The organism is Streptosporangium sp. NBC_01639 (assembly GCF_045209755.1).
Taxonomy (GTDB): domain Bacteria; phylum Actinomycetota; class Actinomycetes; order Streptosporangiales; family Streptosporangiaceae; genus Streptosporangium.
Genome location: NZ_CP109272.1, coordinates 1303601 through 1330443 on the forward strand (window position 1 = coordinate 1303601; position 26843 = coordinate 1330443).

The 26843-nt window shown below is 67.8% G+C and carries 25 protein-coding genes; 8 read left to right on the forward strand and 17 right to left on the reverse strand.

Annotated features, from left to right (window positions below):
* The first annotated feature begins 22 nt into the window (after window positions 1-22).
* From OHA77_RS05865 to OHA77_RS05875, 3 genes are all read left to right on the forward strand, one after another.
* Window positions 23-1006, forward strand: coding sequence for an anti-sigma factor RsbA family regulatory protein (locus tag OHA77_RS05865; protein ID WP_406316671.1), 984 nt, complete (start codon window positions 23-25; stop codon window positions 1004-1006).
* A gap of 118 nt (window positions 1007-1124) precedes the next feature.
* A complete protein-coding gene (locus OHA77_RS05870; protein WP_406316673.1) occupies window positions 1125-2276 on the forward strand; it encodes a glycosyltransferase in 1152 nt (383 codons plus the stop codon).
* Window positions 2277-2399: 123 nt separating this feature from the next.
* Entirely contained in the window at window positions 2400-3017 is a 618-nt protein-coding gene (locus OHA77_RS05875) for an FMN-binding negative transcriptional regulator (protein WP_406316675.1), read from the forward strand.
* Window positions 3018-3163: 146 nt separating this feature from the next.
* Here OHA77_RS05875 and OHA77_RS05880 read toward each other — a convergent pair whose 3' ends face one another.
* A complete protein-coding gene (locus OHA77_RS05880; RefSeq protein WP_406316677.1) occupies window positions 3164-4231 on the reverse strand; it encodes a PucR family transcriptional regulator in 1068 nt (355 codons plus the stop codon).
* Window positions 4232-4325: 94 nt separating this feature from the next.
* Between OHA77_RS05880 and OHA77_RS05885 the strand changes: the two genes are divergently transcribed.
* The 4 genes from OHA77_RS05885 to OHA77_RS05900 all read left to right on the forward strand — a co-directional run bounded on the left by OHA77_RS05885 (window position 4326) and on the right by OHA77_RS05900 (window position 7700).
* Window positions 4326-5252, forward strand: coding sequence for a proline dehydrogenase family protein (locus OHA77_RS05885; protein WP_406316679.1), 927 nt, complete (start codon window positions 4326-4328; stop codon window positions 5250-5252).
* Window positions 5252-6877 carry an L-glutamate gamma-semialdehyde dehydrogenase gene (gene pruA, locus OHA77_RS05890; RefSeq protein WP_406316680.1) on the forward strand — a complete coding sequence of 542 codons (1626 nt, stop codon included), beginning with the start codon at window positions 5252-5254 and terminating at the stop codon, window positions 6875-6877. Before OHA77_RS05885 ends, pruA begins: the two co-directional genes overlap by 1 nt.
* A 266-nt stretch (window positions 6878-7143) precedes the next feature.
* Window positions 7144-7431, forward strand: a complete 288-nt coding sequence (locus OHA77_RS05895) for a type II toxin-antitoxin system Phd/YefM family antitoxin (RefSeq protein ID WP_406316682.1) — start codon at window positions 7144-7146, stop codon at window positions 7429-7431.
* A gap of 68 nt (window positions 7432-7499) precedes the next feature.
* On the forward strand, window positions 7500-7700 hold the full coding sequence (locus OHA77_RS05900) for a type II toxin-antitoxin system RelE/ParE family toxin (RefSeq protein WP_406319769.1): 201 nt from the start codon (window positions 7500-7502) through the stop codon (window positions 7698-7700).
* Here the strand turns inward: OHA77_RS05900 and OHA77_RS05905 are convergent.
* Window positions 7669-8655, reverse strand: coding sequence for a GlxA family transcriptional regulator (locus OHA77_RS05905; RefSeq protein ID WP_406316684.1), 987 nt, complete (start codon window positions 8653-8655; stop codon window positions 7669-7671). The genes OHA77_RS05900 and OHA77_RS05905 overlap by 32 nt on opposite strands.
* A 70-nt stretch (window positions 8656-8725) precedes the next feature.
* On the opposite strand from OHA77_RS05905, the gene OHA77_RS05910 reads away from it, so the two are divergent.
* Complete coding sequence (locus tag OHA77_RS05910) at window positions 8726-9622, forward strand: NAD-dependent epimerase/dehydratase family protein (RefSeq protein ID WP_406316686.1); 897 nt, start codon at window positions 8726-8728, stop codon at window positions 9620-9622.
* 212 nt (window positions 9623-9834) lie between these two features.
* Here the strand turns inward: OHA77_RS05910 and OHA77_RS05915 are convergent, their stop codons facing one another.
* The 15 genes from OHA77_RS05915 to OHA77_RS05985 form a co-directional block, all read right to left on the reverse strand.
* Window positions 9835-10377: a DUF1707 domain-containing protein gene (locus OHA77_RS05915; protein WP_406316688.1), complete on the reverse strand. Its 543-nt coding sequence runs from the start codon at window positions 10375-10377 to the stop codon at window positions 9835-9837.
* A 305-nt stretch (window positions 10378-10682) separates the two neighbouring features.
* Complete coding sequence (locus OHA77_RS05920) at window positions 10683-11894, reverse strand: cytochrome P450 (protein ID WP_406316689.1); 1212 nt, start codon at window positions 11892-11894, stop codon at window positions 10683-10685.
* A 58-nt stretch (window positions 11895-11952) separates the two neighbouring features.
* The gene (mpaD, locus tag OHA77_RS05925) at window positions 11953-13215 is read right to left on the reverse strand and encodes a daptide-type RiPP biosynthesis aminotransferase (protein WP_406316690.1); all 1263 of its coding nucleotides are present in this window, start codon (window positions 13213-13215) and stop codon (window positions 11953-11955) included.
* A gap of 51 nt (window positions 13216-13266) precedes the next feature.
* Entirely contained in the window at window positions 13267-15270 is a 2004-nt protein-coding gene (locus OHA77_RS05930; RefSeq protein WP_406316691.1) for an alpha/beta fold hydrolase, read from the reverse strand.
* 61 nt (window positions 15271-15331) lie between these two features.
* Window positions 15332-16084 carry an SDR family NAD(P)-dependent oxidoreductase gene (locus OHA77_RS05935; protein WP_406316692.1) on the reverse strand — a complete coding sequence of 251 codons (753 nt, stop codon included), beginning with the start codon at window positions 16082-16084 and terminating at the stop codon, window positions 15332-15334.
* On the reverse strand, window positions 16081-17850 hold the full coding sequence (locus tag OHA77_RS05940) for a M3 family metallopeptidase (RefSeq protein ID WP_406316693.1): 1770 nt from the start codon (window positions 17848-17850) through the stop codon (window positions 16081-16083). The genes OHA77_RS05935 and OHA77_RS05940 overlap by 4 nt, the downstream gene beginning before the upstream one ends.
* Complete coding sequence (locus tag OHA77_RS05945) at window positions 17847-19040, reverse strand: PQQ-binding-like beta-propeller repeat protein (protein WP_406316694.1); 1194 nt, start codon at window positions 19038-19040, stop codon at window positions 17847-17849. Before OHA77_RS05945 ends, OHA77_RS05940 begins: the two co-directional genes overlap by 4 nt.
* Window positions 19033-20394, reverse strand: a complete 1362-nt coding sequence (locus OHA77_RS05950) for an MATE family efflux transporter (RefSeq protein WP_406316695.1) — start codon at window positions 20392-20394, stop codon at window positions 19033-19035. Before OHA77_RS05950 ends, OHA77_RS05945 begins: the two co-directional genes overlap by 8 nt.
* Window positions 20387-21634 carry a tetratricopeptide repeat protein gene (locus tag OHA77_RS05955; protein ID WP_406316697.1) on the reverse strand — a complete coding sequence of 416 codons (1248 nt, stop codon included), beginning with the start codon at window positions 21632-21634 and terminating at the stop codon, window positions 20387-20389. The genes OHA77_RS05950 and OHA77_RS05955 overlap by 8 nt, the downstream gene beginning before the upstream one ends.
* Window positions 21635-21802: 168 nt before the next feature.
* Window positions 21803-22465, reverse strand: coding sequence for a pentapeptide repeat-containing protein (locus OHA77_RS05960; RefSeq protein ID WP_406316699.1), 663 nt, complete (start codon window positions 22463-22465; stop codon window positions 21803-21805).
* 36 nt (window positions 22466-22501) lie between these two features.
* Window positions 22502-23149: a DUF6445 family protein gene (locus OHA77_RS05965; protein ID WP_406316701.1), complete on the reverse strand. Its 648-nt coding sequence runs from the start codon at window positions 23147-23149 to the stop codon at window positions 22502-22504.
* A gap of 17 nt (window positions 23150-23166) precedes the next feature.
* Window positions 23167-23712, reverse strand: a complete 546-nt coding sequence (locus OHA77_RS05970) for a hypothetical protein (protein ID WP_326821666.1) — start codon at window positions 23710-23712, stop codon at window positions 23167-23169.
* Window positions 23713-23715: 3 nt separating this feature from the next.
* A complete protein-coding gene (locus tag OHA77_RS05975; protein ID WP_406316702.1) occupies window positions 23716-24360 on the reverse strand; it encodes an O-methyltransferase in 645 nt (214 codons plus the stop codon).
* 11 nt (window positions 24361-24371) lie between these two features.
* Window positions 24372-26192: a M3 family metallopeptidase gene (locus tag OHA77_RS05980; protein WP_406316703.1), complete on the reverse strand. Its 1821-nt coding sequence runs from the start codon at window positions 26190-26192 to the stop codon at window positions 24372-24374.
* Between the two features lie 201 nt (window positions 26193-26393).
* Window positions 26394-26543 carry a hypothetical protein gene (locus OHA77_RS05985; protein ID WP_326821663.1) on the reverse strand — a complete coding sequence of 50 codons (150 nt, stop codon included), beginning with the start codon at window positions 26541-26543 and terminating at the stop codon, window positions 26394-26396.
* Window positions 26544-26843: the final 300 nt, after the last annotated feature.

Here is a 26843-nt window from a genome sequence, read left to right on the forward strand (position 1 = left end):
TCCGGCGGAATGGGGACGGAAAATGACAGTTGCCCTGAATCGGCGCTCCTCCGTGACCTTCCTTCACCAGGCGGCGGTCTACGACTCCGATCAGCGGTTTCTGGCCATGGCACTGCCGTTCGTCCGGGACGGGCTCGCCAAAGGCGACCCGGTGATGGTCGCGACGACCTCGGCCAACCTCGAACTCCTCGGAGACGCCCTGGGCCGGGACGGCCTTCAGGTCGACTACGCGGAGAGTGGTTTCCTGGGCCGCCGGACGGTGGAACGTACCACCGCGTTCCACCGCTACTGGCGGCGGCGCGGCCTGGAAGCGCGGGGCGACGGACATGTCCGGGTCATCGCCGAGCCGGTGTGGACCGGCCGGGCGGTTCACGAGACCCGGGCCTGGCAGCGCATGGAGTCGGGCCTGAACCTGCTGCTCAGCGAGACCAACGTGTGGATGATCTGCCCCTACGACGCGCGGATCCTGGATCCGGACGTGGTGACGGCCGCGCGGCGGACCCACCCGACGACGTCGGCGGACGGCCGTACCGCGACAGTCAGCGCGGAGTACATCGATCCGGTGGACTTCATCGGCGAGTGCGACTCCGCCCCGCTCCTTCGGCCGCCGCGGGACGTGAGAGGCGCTTCGGCGGAGACGTTTTCGGCGCTGCGTCAGTTCGTCACCGGCCAGGCCTCCCTGCTGGGGTTGAGCCAGGACCGGGCGACCCTGCTCGCGGTCGCCGCCGGCAAGGTCGCCGAACTGCTGGAGTTGCCCCTCAGCGTCCAGGTGTGGGCGCGGTTGGGCGCGATCACCTGTCACCTTCACCGCCGTGGCGGCGACATCGCCAACCCGGTCGCCGGTTTTCTCCCGCCGGGTAACACGGCGCAGCCGGGTGACGAGCTGTGGATCGCCCGGCAGCTCTGCGACCGGTTGGACATCCATCGCGACCTGGACGGATGCACGGTTCAGCTCCATGTGCCCAGCGCCCGCGCGGAGGAGATGCGGCAGAGCCGCAAATACTGAAGTTTACCTTCGGTGGGAATCCGGGTATGGTTCCGCTCATACAGATGTGTGCCTAAGACGCAGGCACCCCTGAAGGAATTACAGGCTTCTCATGCCTATCTCCTCCCAGAGGTGTGCCGTGAACATTGCATTCGTCTCTTCCGACACTCTGTCCTCTTCGCAGAGCGCAACCGACATCGCCGCCCAGCGTGCCCACCTTCTCGCCGTCGCTCGTGAGTTGGGCCGGGAGCACAAGGTCACCATCTACGCCCGCAGGCACTCCGACTCCGACAAGCCCCGGGTCCGGGTGGCCCAGGGTGTCACTCTGGAGAACCTGCCCGTCGGTCCCGCTCGCGACCTTCCGGAGGAGGGCGTACTGCCCTACCTCTCCGATCTGGGCGACCAGCTCATGCACCGCTGGGGGCAGGACCGCCCCGACGTCATCCACGCCCACTCCTGGACCGGCGGGCTGGCCGCCATCGCGGGAGCGGACGGTCTCGGCGTGCCGTTCACCCAGAGCTTCGGCAGCGAGCACACCCACGATGCCAAGAAGGTCCGGGTGCAGCGCGCGATCGGCCGCCGTGCCAGCGCGGTGATCGCCGGATGCGGGGACGAGGAGTCCACGCTGATCCGGCTGGGCGTGCCGCGCCGCAACATCTCCGTGATCCCGTGCGGCATCGACGTCGAGCGTTTCCGGCGCCAGGGACCGGCCGCGGCGCGCGGCACCCGGCCCCGCCTGCTCCACGTCGGGCCGCTGACCCAGGACAAGGGTCTGCACACCACCGTCCGCGCCCTGGAGGGCATCCCCGACGCTGAGCTGTTCGTCGCCGGCGGCCCGGAGTCGGGAGACCTCGCCCACGACGCCGAGGCGCACCGCGTCATGTTGCTGGCCAAGGAGGTCGGCGTGGAGGACCGGATCACCATGCTCGGGCAGATCCCCCACGCCTCGGTGGCCAAGCTGATGCGCAGCGCCGACGTGGTCCTCTCGCTCCCCCACGAGGCCGCGACCGGTGTCGTCGCGCTGGAGGCCATGGCGTGCGGCGTTCCCGTCATCGCCTCGGCGGTGGGCGCGCACCTCGACTCCATCGTGGACGGGGTGACCGGCCTGCTGGTGCCGGCCGACCGGCCCGCGCAGACCTCCCGGCTCATCCGCGAACTGCTCGCCGACCCGACCCGGCGCACGGCGATCGGCTTCGCCGGCGCCGACCGGGCCCGGTCGCGCTACTCCTGGGAGCGGATCGGCCAGGAGCTCGTCCAGGTCTACGAGAACGCGCTCGCCACGCAGCACTGACCAGGCATCACCTGCCGGGGCTCCCGTCTGGGGGCCCCGGTTTTCTGTGCGGCCATGCTTTCTGCGGCAGCATCCGGGCAACCGGATTGTCGAGAAGATGTGGATAGATATACATTTTCTCGTATGTTGATTCACCCTTGGGACTCCGCCACCGAGGACGAGGCGCTGGACTTCGTCCGGGCCAACGAGTTCGGCCACCTGATCGCCGCCGGACGGGACCGCGAGGTCCCTGTCGTGGTGCCCACCCAGTTCCTGCTGACCGGGGATCGCACGATCCTGCTCCATCTCGCCAGGCCCAACCCGATCTGGGCCGCGATAGCGGAGAACCCGGTCGTGCTGCTCTCCCTCGCCGGGGACTGGTCGTACGTCCCCGGAGCGTGGAAGGCCCTGCCCGGCCAGGAGGATCCCCGTCTGGGGGTTCCGACCACCTACTACGCCGCGGTCCAGCTCGTCTGCCGCGCGGAGGTGGTCACCGACGCCGAGGGCAAGACGGAGATCCTCCGGGAACAGCTCGCCCACCTGGAGACCGGCGGCGAGCTGGCCGACCCGGCCGAGCACATGCGGCGCCTTCCCGGCATTCAGGGTCTGCGGCTGACGATCCAGCAGGTCAACGGCAAGTTCAAGTACGGCGGCAACGCCGACGAGCAGCACCGGCGGTACATCGCGGAGCGGCTGGACGAGCGCGACGGCCCCGGCGACGCCGCCGCCCGGCGGCATCTCCTGCGCAGACTCGACGGATGACCTCCCGACGCGCCGGAGCCGCACCATGAGGCGCGCGCCAGAACAGGGTGGGCCGCCCTGAGTGTGCCGGGGCCGATTCCGTGAGACCCGCTCCAGAGCAGGTGGACCGCTCTGAGTGTGCCCGAGCCGACTCCGCGAGACCCGTCCTAGAGCAGGTGGGCCGCCTTGAGGCTGAGGTGGACCAGCAGCCGGTCCTCGCCGTCGGCCAGATCGCGGCCGGTGAGCCTCTCGGCCTTGCCCAGCCGGTAGTAGAGCGTCTGGCGGTGCACGCCGAGCGCCGCGGCGGCCTCCTGAACGTGGCCGGCGTGGTCGAGGTAGCCCTCCACGGTCCTCACCAGCTCCGCGTCCTCGGCCAGCCGGACGGTCTCCCCGGCCAGTTCGCGCAGGTCGGCCGTCGGCAGCCGGGCGAGCGTCCGGTAGACGCCCAGGCCGGACCAGGCCGCGACGGGTGCGAGCGCGGGCACCCTGCCGACCACTCTGAGTGCCTGTACGGCCTCCCGCCAGCTCCGCCAGGCCTGCGTGGGATCGGCTCGGGCGTCACCTATTCCGGCGGCCGTGCCGTACATCGCCTGGATCCGGTCGGCCATCTCACGGGCCTGCCCCGCCGGGGCGAGCAGCGCCACCAGCGGCTCCCCCTGGACCAGGAGGCCGGGGTCGGCGAGCACGCCGCGCGGGAGCGTCCAGAGCGCGGCCACCCGGTCCAGCGAACTCCGGACGGCGATCGCCGCCACCGGGCCGCGCACGTCGAGCTGGGAGATCGCCTGGGAGCGCTCGTCGGCGTCGGAGGAGAACAGCTCCCGCAGGTTCCTGCCCAGATCCTGACGGCGGCGGGCCTCCTGGGCGAGCACCGCGGCGGCCCGGGAGACCAGGCCCGAGACCGAGGCGAGCGCGTCCGCGCCAAGGGTGCCGTCGTCCAGCAGCCACAAATAACCGTAGGTGACCTCCTGGTGCCGCAACGGCACGCACACGCGGGCGAGGACCCCCAGTTCGGCGTCGGCGGGGATGCGGACCGGGCCGCGTGCGGTCGCGATGCCGTACCCCTCGAAGTAGGCCCGCACCTCCTCGGTCGCGCGGCGGCGCAGGATCGACTCCCGGCGCACCACGTCGAGGTCACCGCTCTGCGCGGCATAGGCCAGGAGCTGGAACGCCCGGTCCTCCAAGGTGGCGGAGGCGCCGAGCCCAGCGGCGATCTCGTCGACTGTCTCCTGTAACACCCTCCCATTGTTGTGCATGTGTATGAACGCCGAGGTCAGCGATCGTGGCAGATGCACATGAGACCTGTTTGAGCTGGGGATTTAGCATGAATACATGTTGGGTTCTCTTCTTCTCGCCGGTTCACGTGTGCCGCTGGTACGGCGTGCGGTCTCCGGCGTCCCGCTGACGCGCAAGGTTGTGGACCGCTTCGTCGCAGGCGAGAGCACCCAGGACGCGGTCGCGACCGTCCACCGGCTGACCGACGCCGGTCTCGCCGTCACCATCGACCACCTGGGCGAGGAGACCCGAGACGCCCAGGCGGCCGCCCAGACCGCCGGGGCCTACGTCACGCTGCTCAACGCGCTGCGCGAACTGGGACTCGGCGACCGCGTGGAGGTGTCGGTGAAGCTCTCGGCGGTCGGCCAGGCTCTCGGCGAGGACGGCGACAAGATCGCCCTGGCGAACGCCCGGCAGATCTCCGAGGCCGCCCGCGCCTGCGGGGCGAACGTGACCTTCGACATGGAGGACCACACCACGGTCGACTCCACGCTCGGCATCCTGCGGGCGGTGCGCGAGGACTTCCCGTCCACCGGCGTGGCGCTCCAGGGCTACCTGTTCCGCACCGAGGCGGACTGCCACGACCTGTCCCACGAGGGTTCGCGGGTCCGCCTGGTCAAGGGCGCCTACGCCGAGCCCGCCTCGGTGGCCCACCAGAACAAGTCCGACGTCGACCGGGCCTACGTCCGTTGCCTGCGGATCCTCATGGCGGGGAAGGGCTACCCCATGGTGGGGACGCACGACGACCGGCTGATCTCGATCACCGAACTCCTCGCCGACCGTTTCGGCCGCTCCCGGGGCGACTACGAGTACCAGATGCTCTACGGGATCCGCACCGACAAGCAGCAGGCCCTGGTCGGCGCCGGCCACACCATGCGCGTCTACATCCCTTACGGCGACGACTGGTACGGCTACTTCATGCGCCGCCTCGCCGAGCGCCCGGCCAACATCGCCTTCTTTCTTCGTGCCCTTGGAGGCAAGTGATGGATGCCATCTCCAACGTCCCGGTCCCGGCCAACGAGCCGACCCTCGGCTACGCGCCCGGCAGCGCCGAGCGCCTCGCGCTCGAAAATCGTGTCAAGGAGCTGGCCGGAGCCCAGCTCGACCTGACCATGACGATCGGCGGCGAGCAGCGGATGGGCGGCGGCGCCTCCATCGACGTGGTCCAGCCGCACAACCACGCCTCCGTGCTCGGCCGTACGGCTGACGCCACCGCCGACGACGTGCGGGCCGCGATCGACGCCGCGCTGGAGGCGGCCCCCGCGTGGCAGGCGCTGCCCTTCGACGAGCGTGCCGCGATCTTCCTGCGGGCCGCCGACCTGCTGTCCGGCCCGTACCGGCAGACGCTGAACGGTGCCACGGTCCTGGGTCAGTCGAAGTCGGCGCAGCAGGCGGAGATCGACTCGGCCTGCGAGCTGATCGACTTCCTCCGTTTCAACGTGTCCTACGCGCGCCAGGTCTACAGCGAGCAGCCGGTGTCGTCGCCCGGCGTGTGGAACCGGATGGAGTACCGCCCGCTGGAGGGCTTCGTCCTGGCCATCACCCCGTTCAACTTCACCGCCATCGCCGGCAACCTGCCCTCGGCCCCGGCCCTGATGGGCAACGTCGTCGTCTGGAAGCCCTCCCCCACCCAGCAGCTCGCCGCGCACTTCACCATGCGCCTGCTGGAGGAGGCCGGGCTGCCGCCGGGCGTCATCAACATGGTGACCGGCAACGGCGCCGCCGTCTCGGAGGTCGCCACGACCCACCCGCGACTGGCCGGCATCCACTTCACCGGCTCCACTCCGACCTTCCAGCACCTGTGGTCCACGGTCGGCGCCAACATCGCCTCCTACCGGTCCTACCCGCGCCTGGTCGGCGAGACCGGCGGCAAGGACTTCGTGCTGGCCCACCCCTCGGCCGACCCGGCGGTGCTGTCCACCGCGCTGATCCGCGGCGCGTTCGAGTACCAGGGGCAGAAGTGCTCGGCGGCGTCCCGCGCCTACGTGCCCCGCTCGGTCTGGTCGCTGATCCGTGACGACCTCGTCGCCACCGCCGAGTCGCTGACCGTCGGCGACGTCGCCGACGACCTGTCCACCTTCATGGGCGCGGTCATCGACGACCGGGCGTTCGCCAAGCACAAGGCCGCGATCGACCGGGCCCGCTCGCTCGACTCGATCAACGTGCTGACCGGCTCCTACGACGACTCCACCGGTTACTTCGTGAAGCCGACCATCCTGGAGTCGGCGGACCCGACCGACGAGATCTTCGCCAAGGAGTACTTCGGGCCGATCCTCGGGGTGCACGTCTACGACGACGCGGACTTCGACACCGTGCTCGACCAGATGGAGAACGTCTCGCAGTACGCGCTGACCGGCTCCATCATCGCCCAGGACCGCTACGCGATCTCCTCGGCGTCCGAGCGGCTGCGCTTCGCGGCGGGCAACTTCTACGTCAACGACAAGCCCACCGGCGCCGTCGTCGGCCAGCAGCCCTTCGGCGGGGCCCGCTCCTCGGGCACCAACGACAAGGCCGGCTCGATCTTCAACCTGATCCGCTGGGTGAACGCCCGCACGATCAAGGAGACGTTCGTCCCGCCGACCGACCACCGCTACCCGCACATGGGCTGACCTCACGCGATCCGGCCGGCGGCGGCCCGACTTCGGATTCCTACGGCTTCCGGACGGCCGTCGCCATGCCGTCGCAAACCTTACCCGGACCCACCGCCACTGGGCGAACAAGAACACGATCGACACGGTCATCGCTACCACCGCCGCCCGCGCCATCGATCAGATCCGCAACTTCCCGTCTTGAGCCTCTCAACGGGACCGTTGCCAGAGAAAACTCGGTTAGCCGAAACTTTGGCCGGTATTCAGGCCAGAGGTAGCATCGTTGCATGGAAATCATTCCGATCAGCGAAGCGAAGGACCGGCTGACCGAGCTGGCGGATCGGGCCGCCCGCGAGCACGATCACTTCACGCTCACCCGGAACGGGCGCCCGCATGCCGTCATCGTGTCCGTGGCCGAGTGGGAGTCTCTGCAGGAGACGCTGGAGATCCTCGCTGATCCGGAGATGCGCGCCGACCTGGTCGAGGCTGCGGCCGCCGAGGCGCGCGGCGATGTGACCACCGAGGAGGAGATGGCCGCCGTCATGGCCGCCCGCCTCGGCAGGGCGAGCGCGTGAGCGACCGATATACGGTTCTCCTCGACCCGCCCGCCCGCCGCGCACTCACCTCGGGCCTCCCCGTGACCGTGGCGGCCGCAGCCTGGGAGCTGATTACCGGTGCCATCGCACGCGAGCCCTGGCGCGTAGGCAAACCTCTTCAAGAGCCATACGAAGGGCTGCATGTCGCCCGACGCGGCACTTATCGCGTTGTCTACCGCATCGACGATGACAAACACACGGTGACGATCCAAACGATCAAACGCCGTCGAGACGCCTATCGCCCGTAGCGGCCGACGGAGCGGAAGAGCGGGTGAAGGTCGCGCGGTAGGCGCTGGGGGTGAGGCCGACTCGTCCGACCAGGTGCCGGCGGAGTGAGTCGGCGCTGCCGAGCCCACTGTGACCGGCCACCTGATCCATGGGCAGCATCGTGGTCTCCAGCAGCTCTCTGGCTCGTTGGAGCCTCTGGTGGAGCAGCCATTGCAGGGGGCTGAGGCCGGTCTCGGCGTGGAATCTGCGGGTCAGGGTCCGGACACTGATGCGGGCGTGGGAGGCGAGGTCGGAGAGGGTCAGTGGCTCGTGCAGCCGGCTGAGCGCCCACTCGCGGGTTTCCGCCAGCGAAGTGCCGCGTTCGGCGGGCAGGGGCGAGTCGATGAACTGGGCCTGGCCGCCAGGCCGTACCGGAGCGAAGACCGCCAGTCGGGCGACCGCGTTGGCGACGGCGGCGCCGTAGTCGGCCCGGATCATGTGGAGACACAGATCGATTCCGGCACTGAGTCCAGCCGAGGTGAGGATCCGGCCGTCCTCGACATAGAGCACGTCGGGCTGGACCTCGACGGTGGGGAAGCGGCGGCTCAGCTCTTCGGAGTACACCCAGTAGGTGGTCGCGCCTCGGCCGTCGAGCAGTCCTGCCTGCGCCAGGGTGAACGCGCCGGTGCAGATCGAGGCGATCCGCCTGCCCGCGCTCGCCGCGTGGCGCAGGACGGCCAGCACCCGGGGATCGGCACCGTCCCGCGACCCGGAGCCGGTGACCATCACGGTGTCGGCGCCGTCCACGGCGTCCAGGCCATGGCGGACGGTCACCCCGATGCTGTAGGTGCCTGCGATGATTCCGGGATCGGCCGCGCAGACAACGACCTCGTAGCCGGGAGCGGCGTCCACCTCGGCGGCGCCGAACAGCATCTCGGGGATGGACAGATCGAACACGGTCACCGGAGGGGTGGCGATGACGGCTATTCGGTGCATGGCCAAAACCTCCGGATATATGGCATTCAGGCCACTACTCTAGCTTCGTCCCTCACAGCACTGTGGTCCCATGACTTTTACCGTTGTTCTTGGAGCCGGCTCGACCGGCATGGCGACCACCCGGCTGCTGGCCGACTCGGGCGAGCGGGTACGCCAGCTCACCAGAAGCGGCAGCGGCCTTGAGCATCCCCTGGTCGAGCTAGTGGCGGTGGATGCCACCGACGCCGATTCGCTGACCTCCCTGGCCGAGGGAGCGGTCGCCCTGATCAACTGCGCCGCGCCGCCGTACGACCGGTGGCCCGAGGAGTTTCCGGCGTTGGCCGCCGCGCAGCTGACCGCCGCCGAACGCACCGGGGTGGGCTACGTGATGCTGGGCAACGTCTACGGTTACGGCCCGGTCCACGGGTCGTTCACCGAAGAGCTGCCCATGTCGCCGACCACGGTCAAGGGCGCGGTCCGGGCCCGGATCTGGGAGAACGCCCTGGCCTCTTCGGCACGGGTCACCGAGGTGCGCGCCGCCGACTTCCTCGGCGCGGGCGTCTACTCGCTGTTCAATCTGATGGCGACCACACCGCTGCTGGCCGGGGACCCCGCGTTCCTGCCCTATGACCTGGACGTGCCGCAGAGCTGGTCGTACACCGGTGATGTCGCGCGCACCCTGGTTGCGGCGGCACGTGCGGAGCGTTCATGGGGGAAGGCCTGGCACGTCCCGTCCACGGTGATCTCCGCGCGAGACCTGGCGACGCGTCTGATCCTCCTGACCGGGGCGCCGGAACCGAAGCTGGAGAGCCTGCCCCTGGAGGAGATCCACCGCCTGGCCAGGACCGACTCGATCATGGCGGAGGTCCCGGAGATGCAGTACCTCTACCGGCGCCCGTTCGTCCTGGACTCCACCCTGACCCAGGGTGCGTTCGGCTTCGGAGCGACCCCGCTTGACGATGCCCTCATCGAGATGGCCGGAAGGTAGAGCGACACCGAACACAGCCGGGTCGAATCGTGCCGCCGGCCGAGCACCGCTGCCCGCACATGGGCTGACCTCCCGCGCTCCGGCCGGTGGCGGCCCGACCTCGGAAAGCTCGGCGATTCAAGCCGGCTCGCGGGTGAACGACGACGCCCGGGTCTCGAATTCGGGACCCGGGCGTCGTCGGCCGGCGCTTCAGCGCGATGCCGCCCGGCCGCTCATCGGCGGGCGCCGAGCCATGAGCGCGGGTTCCGGACCCGCAGGCGGCCGTAGGTCAGCTTGCCGGTCACCCGGACGTGCAGGCTTCCCGGGTGCGCACGTCCGGGCACCTCGCAGGTCACGCCGCCCCATTCGGTAACCACCTCGTCGACGTCCGCCGTCGCCCCGGGCGGCAGCACGATCCCGGCGGAGCCGTACGTGAGCTGGAACTCGATGTCGATCTCCGGATACTCGATGACGGCCCGGGACAGGTCGAGCCTGACCCGGCCGTACACGGACTCGATGCGCAGCGCACGCGGGACCCGCCAGTCGCCCACCCGCAAGACACGCCCGCTCTTGGACCCGAGCCGGACGACATCGTCGGGCAGGCCGGCGACCGCCGCTTGCAGCTCGCCGCGGGACGTCGCGGTCAGCGCCCGTTCGAGTCGCGCCTCCATCTCACCGGAGTCGAGCCGCCCGTCGGCGAACGCCTGCTGGAGCCGTTGAACGGCCCTGTCGCGATCGTTATCCGATACGCGCAGCTCCATCGACATGGACGCCATCCTCGGGAGGGTCGGTGGCTGATCACCCGAGTGTAGAGCCGCGTGGGTGACAGTACGAACACCACCAGATCAGCACTGATAGGCGTTTTCTTCCCCGAACGACAGCTCGGCGGCGGGCGGTGCGATCGTCCATCCCCACCTCTGCGACGCGGCTAGGCCAAGGTGATCACACCTACGGCCTGGCCGGGCCTGCCACGCTCGACGCCGGCACGTGGTACGACCCGCATGCGGAACCGGCGCCCGGGACTCTCGAAGGGGAGATTCATGTCGCTCCGCAACGTGCGGATTCCAGGGCGGGGCGGTGGTCACCAGGTGACAAGCACCCTGTCAAGGCCGTGGATGACGCTTCCCTGTTTGACCGGCATGTCGTCGGCGGCCAGTCGCAGGCCGGGGATCCTGGTGAACAGGGTGGTGAACACCGCTTCCAGTTCCACCCGCGCGAGGGCCTTGCCCAGGCACTTGTGGATTCCGTGGCCGAAGGCGACGTGCTCACCGGGATCGCGGTCCAGGTCGAACACCTCGGGCCGGTCGAACACCGCGGGGTCATGGTTCGCCGCGCCACCCAGGGCGATGACGCCCTCCCCCTCCCGGATCACGATGTCCCCGATCTCGATGTCGGCCAGGGCGACCCTGGCGGTGACGAGGTCACCGACGCTGAGGAACCGGAGCAGTTCCTCGACGGCCCGGCTGACCAGACGGGGGTCGCGGATCATCCTGTCGAGCTGTTCGGGGTGTTCCAGCAGGGTGACGACGCCCAGGGCGATCATGTTGACCGTGGTCTCGTGCCCCGCGGTGATGAGCGAGACCGTATGGAGCATCATCTGGACACGGTCGTAGGTGCCCGACGCCCGGTATCTGTCGATCACCCTGCCGAGGACGCTGTCTCCGGGTTCGGTTTCCTGGGCCGCGAGAAGTTCCATGACCTCGGCCCGCAGCCCCAGCGACGCACGGCGCACCTCTTCCGGGCTGCTTCGACGGTTCAGGACGACCGCGGACTTCTCCCGGAGGCCGGCCCGGTCGCCTCCCGGCATTCCCAGGAACTCACAGACCACCCAGGAAGGGATCGGTTCCGCCAGCGCCTCCACCAGGTCCGCAGGCCGCGGTCCGCACAGCATGGCGTCCACATGCTCGTCCACGATCTGTTGGATCCGGGGCCGCAGGTCGTCGATCCGGCCGTCCGTGAACTCGTGTGCGACCATGCGCCGGTGGTGGGTGTGTTCCGGCCGGTCCATTCCGGAGTAGGAGAGCTTCGGCCGCTTGTTGTCCTTCGTTCTGCGCTGGCCTACCGGGAAGATCTGCGGAAACCCCGGATGGGACTGATCGGAGCTGATCCGTGGATCGGCGAGGATCCGCCGGAAGTGCTCGTTGTCCGTGATGAGCCACACCTTCTGGCCCGAGGGGAAGACGGCCTGGACCACGGGGCCCTTCTCCTGGAGGCCGGCGTAGTGCGAGGGGAGGCTGAGCGGGGCGGTTCGGGGCCAGGGAAACGGCTGGTCGAGGGAGGTTCGTGTGCGCATGTCACTCCTGGGATCGGTCGTGCGGATGAGCTCCTGCTCTCGGATCACGGCGCGAGGCCTACGCGGCGGTCCGCTTGTACTCGGCGAGCCCGGCACTCACCCGCTCCAGCAGTTCGTCCAGGTCGTCGTCGCCGTAGACCAGCGCGGGGAGCAGTTGGACGCAGCTCGGTCCGGGATGTACCAGCGCACCCGCCTCCCGGATCGCGGCGACCACGGCGGGTACCTCGGTCGGCGAAAGCGGTTCCCCGTCCGGGCCGCGCAGCCGCAGCGAGCGCAGGCATCCTTTTCCGGTCGTCGCGCTCACCAGCGGCTCCTGGTCGACGAGTCGGGACAGCCCCTCGTCCAGACGCACGGAGAGCCTGCGGCTGAGGGCCATCGCGTCCAGCCGCCGCATCTCCTCGATCATGGCCATGATCGAGGCCCCGACGATGGGTGTTCCCGCCTGTGTCTCCGCATGCGCGAGGACCGCTCCCGCCTCGCTGAACGTGTCCGCCACCGCGCGGGAGACGATGACAGCCGACGCGGCGCTCGTACCGTTGGTGAGCCCCTTGGCCGTGATCATGATGTCGGGGGGTTCGGGCCAGTCGTGCGTGGCGAACATGGGACCGATCCGCGCGAACCCGGTGGACACCTCGTCGGCGACCAGCAGGAACCCGTGCTCCCCGCGCAGCCGCAGCAGTTCGGCGACGTAGGACTCGGTGAGCGGCACGGCGGCGGTGCCGATGACCGGTTCGACGACCACTGCGGCGATCTGGCCGGTGTGCTTGGTGAGCAGGGCGTCCAGCTTCTCCGGGTCGTTGGGGGGTACGTGCGCGACCATCCTCCGGTCCACTCCGTACATCTGCTGGCCGAGCCTCGCCGTCGTCAGCGCGAAGGCGCCGAAGGTGAGCCCGTGGTAGCCGCCCTCCAGGCCGATCACGCCCTTGCGCCGGTGCTCGCCCCGGAGTGCCTGGTAGTGCCGGGCGAGCTTCATGACGAGGTCGTTGGCCGATCCGCCGGAGGTGGAGAACAGGACTCTTCCGAAGTGATGGGGCCCCGCGAGGTCGACCAGAGCGGCCGCCGCCCGCCGGGCGTAGGAGTTCTCGTATCCCCAGACGCTCAGGTACGAGGCGTCGCGGAGGGCGTCGGCCGCCGCCTGGGCGATGGCGTGGTTGCCGTAGCCCAGGATGCAGTTCCACAGGCCGCTCGTGCCGCACAGCCGTTCGCTTCCGTCGGCGAACCTCACCCGGACCCCCTGCGCCGACACGGCGCAGAGCCCGTCGTCCTCCCGATGGTCGGAGGGGAGCATCAAAGGCCACAGCGGCCCTGGTCTGTCAGACATGGTCACGCCCCGGGTTCATCGTTCTCCACCTTCGCAGGGGGAATTCTTCGGTCAGAGCACTTCTGGAAGCCGCCACTGCGCGCCAAGGACGTGGTGGTCCAGGAAATTCAGGATCGCCGAGTAGCGGAGGGCGAGATTGCCCGGCGCCGTGATCCCGTGGTTCTCGTTGGGGAAGTAGAGGAACTTGACGGGCACCTCGAACCGCTGCAGGTCCTGGAAGAGGGCCGCACTCTGGGTGACGGGGACCCGGTAGTCCTTCCCGCCGTGGGTCACCAGCATCGGAGTGCGGATCCTGGCCACGTCGAGGTGGGGAGAGTCGGCCTCGTAGCGTTCCGGCTGGGTGAGCGGATCGCCGAGGAACCGCTGGAACTGCCAGGGAGAGTCCGTCTCGCTCTGGAACGACCGCAGATCCCACTGACCGGAACACGAGACGATCGCCTTGAAACGATCGGTCCGTGTCGCGACCCGGTTGGCGAGGTAGCCGCCGTACGAGGCACCGGCCAGGCTGGTACGCGTCGCGTCGATGTCGGAACGCGCCACGGCCGCGTCCGTCAGCGCCATGACGTCGTGGTAGGGCCGGCCGCCCCACTGACCCCAGCCGCGCTCAAGCATGCGCCGCCCGTAGCCCGTCGACAGCGCCGGGTCGGGCAGCAGCACCGCGTAGCCACGGGCCGCGAACACCCACGGGTTCCACTGCCAGCTCCAGGCGCTCCAGCTGATGTGCGGGCCTCCGTGGACGCAGACGAGCAGGGGCGCCCGCTTCTCGGCGCAGGCACCCGCCGGCAGCGCCAGCCACCCCCGTAGCGGGAAGCCGTCCTCCGCTTCCGTGTGCACCTCGGTCAGGGTTCCGGGCAGCGCGCCGATCCCGCCCGGCGACGGAAGGACGGCCGGCTCCTGGCCGGCCCCGGCGGCGTTCAGGCGCACGGGCCGGGGCGGCGCGTCGAGGCCGGACCGCAGTGCGTACAGGGTCCGCCCGTCGGGAGACACGCACAGTCCGCTGTAGGCGCCCGATTCGGTCAGCCGGGTGACGGTCCCGTCCGGATCGCGGCGAAAGACGGGTGACCGGCCCTGTTCGCCGGCGGTGAACCACAGGGTGTCGTCCCCCGGGACCGGGGACAGAGACACCTCCATGGGCCAGTGCTCGAAACCCGCCAGGAGGTCGGTCTCCTCCCCGGTCACCAGGTCGGTGCGGATCAGCGTTTCGTGCGGGGGGCGGTCGTACGTTCCCTGGAGCTCCCGATGGCAGACGAGACCGGCACCGTCGGCGGTGAACACCGGCCGGTAGTGGAGCTGCCGGAGACCGTCGACGACGTGCAGCCGCTCACCGGTCCCGGTGTCGGCCACCACGACGACCGCGCGGTTCTCGTCCGGTATCCGCCCGTCGATGTTGCGGGTGTAGGCGATCCGGGTGCCGTCGGGTGACAGGGCCGTGTCGGCCCCGGTCGCCCAGCCCAGGCCGAGTCCCCCGAGATTGACGGGTGCGTCGCGGTCGATCTCGCGCACGAAGACGTGCGGCTCCTCCGGGCCGAGGTCGCGGCCCAGGTAGCGGGTCGCCCCGGACTCGTAGAGGATCGCGTTGACCCCGGCCGCGCTGCGCACCTTGCGGAGCTTGGCGGACGACTCGGCGTCGAGGGCCCCGGGCAGCAGTCCCGCGCTGTAGGCGATCGTCCCGGTGCTCCGCGCGCTTGTGAACCCCCTGATCCCACCCGGGTGCCGGACGGCCACCCGGGCTTCGCCGTGTTCGGGCAGGCGCCACAACTCCGGACCCGGATCGGTTCTGTCGCGCCCTGACAGGAACAGCAGCTCCCCGTCGGCCGTGAAGGCGGGGCTGCTCTCGCCTCTGGCGGACCAGGTGAGCCGACGCGCTTCGTGCTCACCGGTCGGGTCGATCTCCCACAGCGCCGGGACGAACGTTCTTCCCCCGCTGCCGGGGCTCTGCACCGTGGCGATCAGCCGTCCGCCGTCAGGTGAGAGGGTCAACCCGACGACACGTGTCCACGAAGCGAAGGAGGACACGTCATGGAAGTCCGTTGTGCCGCTGGGGTCCTCAGGCATGCCGTACCACCGTGCGGGCGGGTTCGGGAAACAGGGGAAACCTCTCTCCATCAGGGGGACTTCAGATCAGGGAGCCCGACGAACCACCGTCGAGTTTGCACAGCATCCCGTTGGCGGACCGCCCTAGACCCGCGAGGTACTGGACACTCCGGAAACACGACTCGAAGTCGATCAGGGAATCGATCACGTACGAGGGGCTGGACTTGCGCAGGAAAGCACGGACGATCTCTTTCTCGGCGACCCCGCGACGCGCTGCGACCTTGCGCAACTCCGCCGTTTTCCTGGGATCGGCGAGCGGGCCCAGGAGAAGGGTGGAGACGCTGGCGTTCCGTGTGGTGCACGCGTCCGCGAGTGCCGTGGTGAGCACGCGTAGTGCGGCCTTGCTGGCGGCGTAGGCCCCCGACTGCCGGTTGGCGCTGTATATGGCGTCCGAATTCACCACCACGCAGGAGCAGAACCGCTCCTCCGGAACGGCGAAGAGGAGGTCCTGAAGCAGCCGGTACGGCACGAGCGAGTTGACGCGGAAGAGGGCCTCCAGTTCCTCAAGCGTCAGATCGCTGTTGCCGAGCGGGCCGTAGCTGACCGCATTGTGGACGACGAGGTCAGGGCTCCTTCCGTTCAGGTGTTCCATCAGGCGGCCCGGGGCGTCCGGATCGGCCAGGTCCAGTCGGACGTAGTCGGCCAGGCCCTCGGCCGATACGTCCTCGGCCGGGCGCCTGCCGGTTCCCACCACGGCACAGCCCTCTTTCGCGAACCTCGTCGCCAGATGCGCGCCCAGGCCGTTGCTCGCGCCGATGATCAGCACGTTCTTCACCTGACCCCCTTCACGTCATAGAGAACGGGCACCGAGGAGATATCCGGTCGCACGCTGGAAGCGTCCACCTCGAAGCATGTTCTGAACAGCTCACGAAACTCGTCAGGCGAATTCAGTGTCTCCAGGCCGCGGTTCATGAACGGTGCGAATTTCTGCGCGCTGTCGGCGGATCCCCACAGATACATGAACCCCATTCCGGGGTTCAGCCGGAACATGGGCCAGGAGAAATACCTGGGGAGATCCCCGAAGTCGCAGTAGCGCGATACTCCGAACTTCTCGTCAAGTCGCCGGAACGACTCGACGATCCCGCCTTCGGACCGGCTGTGGACGTCGAAGTCCAACGCCGCGATCACCGAACGCTCCACGTCGGATCGCCGGAACTCCAGCATCTTGACCCTTCGGCACAGGTCCAGACCTGTTCGTTCTGCGGCCGTCAGGCCGAGGACGCCGGCCAGGTCCGGGTGGTACACCCACTTCTCCCACCACATGCTCAGGTCCTCCAGCCGTTCGAGTGGCAGGTAGTCCATTCCCGAACTGCTCGGCACCCGTTTGCTGAGCAGCAGGTGGTTGAGCGCGTGCCCGAACTCGTGGAAGACGCTGTGCAGACTCTCGAAGGTGACCAGACGGGCGTCCCCGTCACCCGGCTGGAAACGGCACAGCACCCGGCCGACCGGCCCCTGGCGCGCGTCGCGCGGAGCCGTACCGTGTGCCGCGACCGGGTGGTTCTCGTTTCCCGGAGATCCCCGGGCAGGTAGGAGGTCGAAACGGACCTCCCCCACTGCGCTCTCCTGCCGCCGGACAGCGACCGTGATCACGTCGGGGTTCCTGTCCTGCACCCGCGCCACGGTGAGACCGAGAACCCTTCCGGCTATCTCGAACACGTACTCCAGGCAGGGTTCCAGGCGGAACAGCGGCAGGTTCGCCCCGTCGACCTGGGCGCGCACGTAGTACCCGAAGTGGTCCATCGGCCGCTCGGCGCAGCCGGTGAGCCCCCGGATGCCTTCCGCCAGGTCCGCGCAGCCGTCCATGGCCTGTACGAGGTATTCCTCGATGAAGTCCCGGGCGACCGCCTCGGTCAGGCTGGACTTCTGCAGGGTCTGCCCCAGGGCGCTCTCATGACCTCTGTTCCCGCTCTGCCTGCGCCGCAGTTCGACGATGCGGTCGACGGCGGCGACCTGCGGTGCGATCCGCCGGTCCCGCTGCTTCCGCCACACCCGGGCCAGCTTGCTCCGGATGTCTCCGCTTTCGGCCTCGCTGGCCATGCGGTGGAACACGGCTTCGGGACTCGCCGCACCGGGGTTCGCTCCGAGCCTTCGCAGCAGGTCGAGCCGGTCCTCCCGGAGCCCGGCGGTGGCCTGCTCCGCCTCGGCGTGCAGAGCGGCCGTCGCCCGCGCGAAGCCTGCGTCGGTGTCCTGGGTCCGCTCCGCCAACCAGGACACGTAGCTCCGCCGCGTCTCCTCTGTCCTCGGATCCAGGAAACGCGTTTCACGGAACCGCTTCAGGAGCCTCTCATCGAGGTCGCCGTTCTCGGGGAATTCGCCGTACCACCGCACGAGCGAGGCATGGTCCACATGCCGCTGGTTTCCTTCGAGGTAGACGAAGATGTGGGCGACGTTGCTCTGGATGGTGATCACTTCGAGGAATTCGTCCGGAGCCAGCGGGTCCGACGCAAGGAGCACCTGCAGCCTCGCCCACAGGGACGTCAGTTCTCCGGCGACGACCGCACAGGTCCCCGACGGCGAACGCCTGTCCGGAGGTTCGCTCACGCGTTCTCCACCTCGCCTTCGGGACGGAACAGGAAGTGGTAAAGCATTCCGGAGTACGAACCGCAGTACATGCTTCCGTCGGAGCCGGCCACGGGGGTGATGTCCATCGCGGGGTCGTGGTCGGCAAGACCGAGGACCTGACTGGTCTCCCAGAGGAAACGGCCGTCACTCCGGCTCAGGCCGACGGCGTTGCCGCGTGCCGACGTCGCGGCGAAGTTCCCGTCCGGAAGGACCGTGAAGGAGGTGTACTCGCGAGGGGCGTACCCGGGAGATCGCCAGACGATCTCCCGCGTGCGGACGTCGATTCCGAACGCCACGTCGTTCTGGGTACCGACGGCCAGCACGTCCCCTGACACGGCGGGACTGGCGATGATCTTGCCGCCCAACTCGACCTCGCCCCGCCACCGACCGTCACCGCCGGCCAGGAAGTGGCAGCGTCCGTCGACCGAGAAGGCCACCACCTGTTCCTGGGAGTTCAGGACGACGGGCGAGGCCCTGACGGAGTGGCCGAGGTCCTGGCTCCACAGTTCGGTCCCGTCGGGAGCGAGGCAGAGCACGTGCTCCGCGCAGCACACGATCACCGATCCCTCGGCGGTGGCCGCCGGACTCGCGTAGGGGTCCCGGCCTGCGGCCGAGCCGCCGTGTCCGGCGTGCCAGGGCTCGCGCAGGGAGCGGTTGAACAGCAGTGCGCCCGAGTCCAGGTCCAGGCCCACGCACCGGCCGCCGAACGCGGCGATGACCAGGACGTCCTCCTCCGGGAGGAGAGTGGGGGTCGCGTAGACGGGAACCTCGACGTTCGTCGACCACACGCGCCGGCCCCGCAGGTCGAAGCAGACCACCAGGCCGCTCGTGGCTGCGGCCACCACTCTGCGGCGATCGGCGTCGACGACCAGGGACGCGTACACCGGGCTGTCCAGTCGCCGGCTCCAGTACACCTTGTCCAGGAACCGGCTGTGGAAGCTGACGTACCCGTCGTAACCCGCCACGACGACCCCGGCTCCCACCACGACAGCGGGGGTGGCGCACACCGGCACGGGGATGGGCCGGTCGTGGTCCTCGCGCACGTGGGTCAGCCTGCGATGGCCGCAGACGGCGGGTTCGCTCGACCACCTCGACGGGCGCCCTGCCTTTCCGGGGAGGGTCAGCACGGATTTCCCCGGGTCGTGGCGGAAGGCGGAAGTCCTAGACAAGTTGCGGCTCCCTCTCCACCCAGTAGTCCCTGCGCAGGATCTTCCGGAAGTAGAGCGCGGAGAGCACGAACACCACCCCCCGGCTCGCGATGGCGAGGAACGCCGAGTCGAGCACGAAGACCGAGTACCACGCCAGGGGGATCGCCACCACGTAGGTGAGGATGGAGACGGAGAACAGCACGTTTCCACGCTGGTGCACTGCGAGGAACCGGGCCAGGAGTTGGTCGAAGAAGTACGCCGGCATGCTGATCATGTAGGCGAAGAACATGATCTGCGCCATCGACCGGTCCACGCCCTCCCCCGCGAACGCCATGATCAGCCATGGGGAGCACAGCAGGACCACCATCGTCGTGACAGCGGTGGTGATCCCGGAGTAAGCCATGACCGTGCGGCACCTCCGGACCAGCACGGACTTCGCGGCACCTCCCACATATCCGTAGAAGACGAAGGCGGCTTCGAAACAGGACTGGGGGATGCGGCAATACAGCGTGTAGACCTTCGTCGCCACGGCCGTCGCCGCCACCGCACCGGCGCCCATCGTCCCGATGAACAGGATGGGCAGGGTTGCGCTCATGTAGTCGTTGATGTGGCGGGCGCCGATGCCGCAGGAGGTGGGGGCGAGCGACCTGAACTCCGCGACCACCTCGCTCCCCCGCGGGCGGGCGAAGCGTTCCTGCCGTTTCCGGAAGAGTCGGAGCAGGAACCCGGCGCCGACCGGGAGCATCAGGCTCTGCGCCAGCACCGTGGCCGTCGCGACCCCGGTCTCCGGCGAGGCGAAGAACCCGAGGGCCTCCGTGTAGAGGAAGACGTAGTTGAACACGATGTTGGCGACGAAGCCGACCACGAGTACGGCGGAGGCCTGTGTTTTCGCGCCGCACGTCCGCAGGGTCACCCCGATGGCGGAGACCAGGATGGCCGGGATGATGCCGTTGAGCCGGATGTCGAGGTAACCGTCGACGAACGGGACGATCTCCGCGTCCTGCCCGATCGCGTCCAGTCCGGGTCCCATACCCAGACCGATGAGGTAACCGAGCAGCTGGAACAGCAGCAGGACCAGCACCGCCGCGCCCGCCAGGACAGGAAGGCGCTGCGCCAGCTCCTGTTTTCCCTCGGCGACGGCCAGCCGGCCCGCATACGCGTGCACCAGGCCGACGAAGAACGAGAATACGGCGATGCTGACCAGGTCGCCGAGTCCCAGTGCGGCGATGTGCAGCACGCCCAGAGGGGCGATCATGAGGAGGTCGACCGCGCCCATTCCGACGATGATGAACTCCATCAGGAGCATCATTCCGGCGAAACCGGCGAAGTTGCGCCCTGTCAGTTTGGTGTGATCCGCCGGTGTGCTTTCAGTCATTCTTCTGCGATTCCTCGGAGGGGCCCGCCGATACGTTCAGTTCCTTCAGCGCCCGCTCGAACCGGGACGTCGACTCGTGCCCGATCTCCTGGGCACAGCGCAGCCCGCCCCGGAGGACGCCTGCACTGCGCGGAGCCATCTCGGCGAGTGCCGAGTAGCAGGAGAGGGCACTCCCGTAGTCCCCGATCCGCTCTTCGCAGTCCGCGGCCCGCAGCAGGTGGTGACCGACGTAGGGAGGGCCGAGTTCCGCGGCCCGGATGAACAGGCCGGCGGCCTTCTCCACCTGGCCGAACTTGTCGTAGGCGTCAGCCAGCTCGCCGTAGCTCGGCGCCCATACGGGGTCGAGCTCGATGAGCGCGCGTCCGGACTCCACCGCCCGCTCGAAGTCCCGGCTCACGTACATGTGCTCTTTCAGAGACGACTCGTAGTAGGTCTTGACGAAATTCAGTTCGAGAGCGCCCGAATTCTGTTCGACCGCCTGCTCGGCGGCCACCCGTGCGGACCTCATGTACGACCGTGTCTTCGCGGGCATCCCCTTCGCCGCCGGCAGCATGGCCAGTCCCCGGTACCAGGAGGAGACCGCACTCGGGGCCAGGCGATCGGGCTCCTTGGCCAGGGCGTTCCCCACGGTCACGTACCACCGGAAGTCGTCCTCGGTGACCTCACGGCGTTTGAGGTACCACACCACCGCCTGGGTGCAGGCGTCGAGGATCCGAGCACGGGGGATCACGCCGGAGAGGACCGCCGCGCGCATTCTCGTGAACGCGGCCGGGGAGTCGCGTCCGTCGTCTCGGCGGTTGGAGATCATGAATTCCAGCCAGGCGACCTCGAAGGCCTCGCGGGGATCCTCCGTTCCCGCCAGGGGGCTCAGCACCCGCTCGGCGAGGTTGAAGCGCGATGTGTTGACCAGGCTCGAAGCGAGATTGATCCGGCCGATCGAACCGAGCTCCGCCGCGTTGTCGACCAGGTCGCCCAGTAGTTTCATGGCGGACGTCGGTCGATACGAAAGGTCCGCCAGGTTTTCGTAGGGAACTCCTTCCAGGAAGGAGACCTCGTGAAGAACCCCTGGTTCGAACACCTGGGTGAAGGGGTAGCCGAACTGCGTCCAGTCCACATCGGCGAACGCCTCGACGCAGGCTCGCGAGTAGATGTCCGCCGTCTCGCCCGGGTAAGGCGTGTATTCCAGCCCGATCAGGGTCTCCTGAAAGGCGTTCCGCTTGTAGGTCAGATGTTGGGACATACGATTCCTCTTCTTCGACACGATTCTCAGGACGGCGAAGGCCGTCGTCTCCCGTCACCGGTCCCGTCGTCCGTCCTCGAAGAGAACAGGTCCCGAGTGCCTCTCGGCCGCCCGGCTGGTCGGACACCGTGAGCGTTCAGGAAGGGCCGGAGGACCTCGGAGCCCGGCCTACATCGCACTCCGGCTCCCGAGGTGGCTCGCCCGATCCAGGTCCACCCCGTCCACGAACGCCTGGGACACATCGACGTTCCACAGGTATGCCTCCCAGAGGTCGGCCCCGCGCAGCGCCGTCCTGACGCACACCGCCCTCTGCAGGTCCGCGTGTTGCAGATCCGCCCTGCACAGCTCGGCCTCGGTGAGGTCGGCTCCTCGCAGGCTGGCGCGGTAGAGCGTGCTCCCGCGCAGGACGGCTCCCGTCAGGTTGGCTTCGGACAGGTCCGCCTTCTCCAGATCGGCACCGGACAGGTCGGCGTCGCTGAGGTCGGCTCCGTGCAATCGGGCGCCGAGCAACCGGGCTCCTCGCAGGGAGGCCCCGCGAAGGTCGGCACCCGCACCGTGTGCCCGCAGCAGGCTCCAACCGTCGACCATCCAGAGCTTGTCCGGGTCCCCCTCTTCCGGAAGCCGGACAAGGATGAGCGTCTGGAGGGGGGCACCGGCCTCGGCTATTTCACGAGCGGTGCGGTAGACCCTTCCGGACCTGGTCTCTTCCTGTGCGTACCTCGGTGCCCCGATCGCGCCCAGCCGGGCGGGATCGGCCACGACGAGTCCGAACGCGTCCGTGGGCTCGTCCCCCAGACAGGCCTCCACCGCGACGTCCACGAGTGTGCGCATGTGCTCTCCTTCCACCGCGACGATCGGGAACTTCGATTACTCCGCGACGACAGGGCGAACAGGGCGGTCCTCGTGGGGAATCTCGTTGAAAAAGAAGTTGTGGGTCAGCCGCGCGCTCTCTTTGTCATCGCCGGAGCCGCCCAGCGGGGCGTGGTAGAACGCGCATCCGCGGAACAGGATGAGCCGGTTGTACGCGGGCCCCACGTGGCCGGTCATCTCCCATTTCGACAGGTCGGCCATGTCCGGCCGGATCACCTTGTCCTCGAACTCGGCCGCGTCGACGTATCCGAGCGCACGGGCTTCGCGGTCGGTCGGAGGCCCCTCCAGACCGGTCTTCCTGTGCCGGAAGAAGGCCGTGCCGGCGCCCATGTCGGCGTCGGGTGTCAGATACACCATGGCGGCCCAGTCGATCGAGGTGTCCGCGTGCACCTTGATGGAGCGACCGGACTCCTCGGTGATGAACCGGAACCCGCCCCAGGTGAACCTGGAGCTGTCCACGTAGATGTCAGCACCGATGAGGTCGCTGAAAGCCCGTTTGATGGCGTCCGCCTGGAGGCTGACCCTGCTCTGCCAACCGGGGTAGTCAGTCGATGAGATGTTGGCGTAGTCCGACTTCAGCGCGCCCCGTCGCACCACATCGGGTTTGGGGTAGAAGTCGTCGACAATGATCAACATGCTGCGCATGTCCGTGCCTTCCGCCTTTACCCGGGGGCCTTGTCGAAGCTGAAAAGCTGGGCGATCCTGCCGGAAGCGGGGTGGGAGCCGAAACCGGGACCGTCTCGGTGGAAGACGCCCGACGCTCTGTACAGAACCATGCGGTTGAACCGCATGGAAACGTGCAGGGTCTCCGTCCAGGGATCCGGAACCCAGGCCTGCTCCCCCGACCGCCGGTCGCTGGACCGGAAGAAGGAGATCCCACCGGAACAGTGCTCGGCAGGCGTCAGGTAGACAACGGCCATCCACAGTGCATGTTCCACACGCGGTTCGGGCGGCTCACCGGCCGGGTCACCCGCGAAGACGAAGTATCCGGAACCGCTCCGAGGGGCGACGGATTCGGCTTCCCCGCCCAGCAGGCCGGCGATCCGGTCGAGTGCGCCCTGTCCGATGAACGACTCGTGGGTACGGGCACTCTCAGCACGACCCCGGTCGAGGCCCTGCTCCGTCCACGCGCAATTGTTCAGTGCGAACGCGCGAACAGCCTGGGGATTCTGGTAGAAGTCGTCCACGACTTCGATCATCCTGCGCATCGGCTACCCCTTGTAACTGATCATCAGACCGTTTTTCGTGCCCACGAGCGCGGAGAACAGGCGATTGCTCCTCATAACGGCACGGTTGTAGGTGTTTATGGCTCTGAACTCCCGGTCGGGAGGAGCACCCGCCTCCGACTCGGCGCTGAAATCACCCTGGGCGAAGGCGTCGTCGGCGACCAGGAGGCCGCCTGGTCTGAGCAGGGGGAAGCAGGCTTTGAGGTAGTCCGGGTAGGACTTCTTGTCCGCGTCGATGAAGATCATGTCGACGCTGTCCCGCTCCATTCCCGACAGGAGCTCAGCGGCGTCACCCACCATGATCTCAACCCGGTCCTCGACCCCCGCCTTCTCCACGTACCGCTGCGCCAGCGAGGCCGCGTGCGGATCGACCTCCAGGCTGATCAGCTTCCCGCCCTCGGGGATTCCGCGCGCGATGTGGATCGTGGAGTAACCGAACAGCGTGCCGACCTCGATGACACGTCGCGGCCGAAGGAGCATGGTGAGCAACTGGAGGACGCGTGCCTCGTTGTCGTCGACCTGGATGGACGGCATTCCCTCGCGCAGGATCGCGTCCCGCAGAATCTCGTCCAGGATTTCTTCACGGGGTCCGGCCAGTGATCGGATGTAGTCTGTGCGGACGGTGGACACGTCTGAACCTCTCACGCCCTGGCGAAATGGGGATCGTCATAGAACCTGAACACCGTGGCGATGTCGGGTTCGGTGCTCGGCTCGTCGAAATCGAAGCACCCGGAGAACATATCTTGGAACTCTGCGCTCCCTGGCAGCTCGGAGATCCGGAGATCCATGAAGGGCGCGAATTTCATCGCACTGTCCGCCGAGCCCCAGAGATAGGCGAAGTTCGCTCCCGGGTTCGCCTGGAACATGGGCCACGTGAAATACGCGGGAAAGTCTCCGAGACCGCAGAAGCGAGATATCCCGAAGCGTTCGTCGAGCCGGTGGAAGGCTTCGGCGACCCCGACCCCGGAACGCCGGTGGACCTCGAAGTCCAAAGCCGACGTGACCGCACGGTCCACATGGGATCTGCGGTACTCAAGCATTTTGATGTGCTGGCAGAGCTTGAGCCCTTCACGTTCGTCGCCGGACAGCGAGAGGTGATCCGCGAAATCTGGATGGTACACCCACTTCTCGAACCACATGCTCAGGTTCTCCAGCCGTTCGAGCGGAAGGTATTCCAGCCCGGACTGGTTGGGCAGATGCTTGCGGATCATCAGGTGGTTCAACGCGTGCCCGAACTCATGGAAAAGGCTGTGCACGTTCTGGAAGGTGATGCGCTCGGTCCCACCGGAATCCCGCTGGAAACGACAGGACACATAGGCGACAGGCCGCTGGACCAACCCCTTCCAATCGGTCCGGTTCCTGATGCCCCGCGTGTGGTTCGCCCGAATCTTCTTGTTCTCGGAGTCCCACAGGTCGAAGTTGATGTGGCCGACCACTTCCTCGTCTCTGCGGACTGACACCGTGAGCACGTGGGGGCTGATCGAAGCGACACGTTCCATCGTCAGCTCGAAGATCCGGTGCGCCACCGAGAAGATGTACTCCATGCACTCCTCCAGCGGGAAAAGCGGCACCTTCCTGCCGCCCTGAAGTGTGCGTACGTAGTACCCGAAGTGATCCATGGGATCGCCGCACCCGCCGGCCTTCTCCCGGATCTCCGCCGCCAGGCCCTGGTGGCTCTCCATCGCCCGCGCCAGGTATCCGGTCAGGTGCGCGTCCGCCGTCGCTTCGGAGATACCGCAGCGTTCGAGAGTCTGGGCGAGGACGCTCGGGTACCCGCGACTCCGGCTCTGCGCCCGACGTGCTGCGATCATCCGGTCGACGACGCCGATCAACGACTCCATCCGACGATCACGGATCTTGGTCATCGCCAGCGTCAGCTTGGTTCGGGTCTCCTCGTTCTCCGTGGCGCCGGCCAACCGGTAGAAGGTGGTGGCGGGGTTCCCTCTCCCGGCCTTCACCCCGAGGCGGTCCAGGAACCGGAGCTGATCCAACCGGGTCTTGTCGACAACGGATTTGGCCTCCGCGTGGAGGGCTTCCATCTCCTCGTTGCCGGCTGGATCCTCTTTTCCCTTGTTCCGCAGATATTTTACATACGCCACCCTGGATTCCTCGGCGGCCGGGTCGGCGCACCGCAGTTTCTCCAGCATGACGGCGAGTCTCACGTCCAGCTCGGAATCCTGGTGGAAGGCGTCCTTCCAGTGCAGGATCCGACTGTAGTCGATGCTCTTCTCGTTGGACTCCAGATACAGAAAAACGTAGGCGACGTTGTTGTATATCGAAGCGACCTCGACGAACGCATCCTGCGTGAGATCCGGTTCACCGACGATCTCGCGCAGCCGAATCATCATCGCGTTCAACGCGTCATCGGTTGCGTCAAGGCTTTCCTGCTCCGGCGGATTTGTTGCTTCCAAGGGAATGGGATCGCCTTTCTTGCCGATCGGATGTGGATGATGCGCAGTCAACTTGAGGATGCCGAGACGACCGCCGCGACACCGTCCACCGATCGTGGGTCGGCAAGCCACCATGGACGACAGACCGGGATCCGAGGCATTCGCATCGGGAGGGGATTTTCAACTCAACCGTGCAGTCAAAAAGACATGGGAAGGACAGCAACCAGAACTGCCCTTCCCTCGCAAGGCCGCAGAAACGACCTTTGGGATTTCCTAGACGGCGTTCAGGATGTCATCCAGCTCGGCGTCCAACTCGGCGTCGAAGATCCCCGGCGCCACGCCCTCGTTCTCCGACTCGAAGAAGAGTTCCGCGGTCGCCGAAGGGAAGAAGGCGGGCTTCTTCTCGAACAGGAAATTCTCCATTTCGAATCCTTTCTCGCTTGTGACGATATCGACAAAATTAAATTATATAAGTCAAGAGTCACTGTCAATGAAGGGCTTTGTGACCTAGATCACTAAAAATATCCGATTGTTTGTGTGGCCTCGGGATGCACGGCGGGTATGGCCTAGGGATTTGCCCGCAACACGAAAGGCGCTTCGAGCCGGGTCGATGAGGCGGTTCCGGCAGGTACGGCGAGCACCGCCGGTCTTTGATGAATGAAGTCACGGTGGCTTGAGGAGCAGACCGGCCTCGGCCAGGCAGCCGTCGATCAGGTACGGACG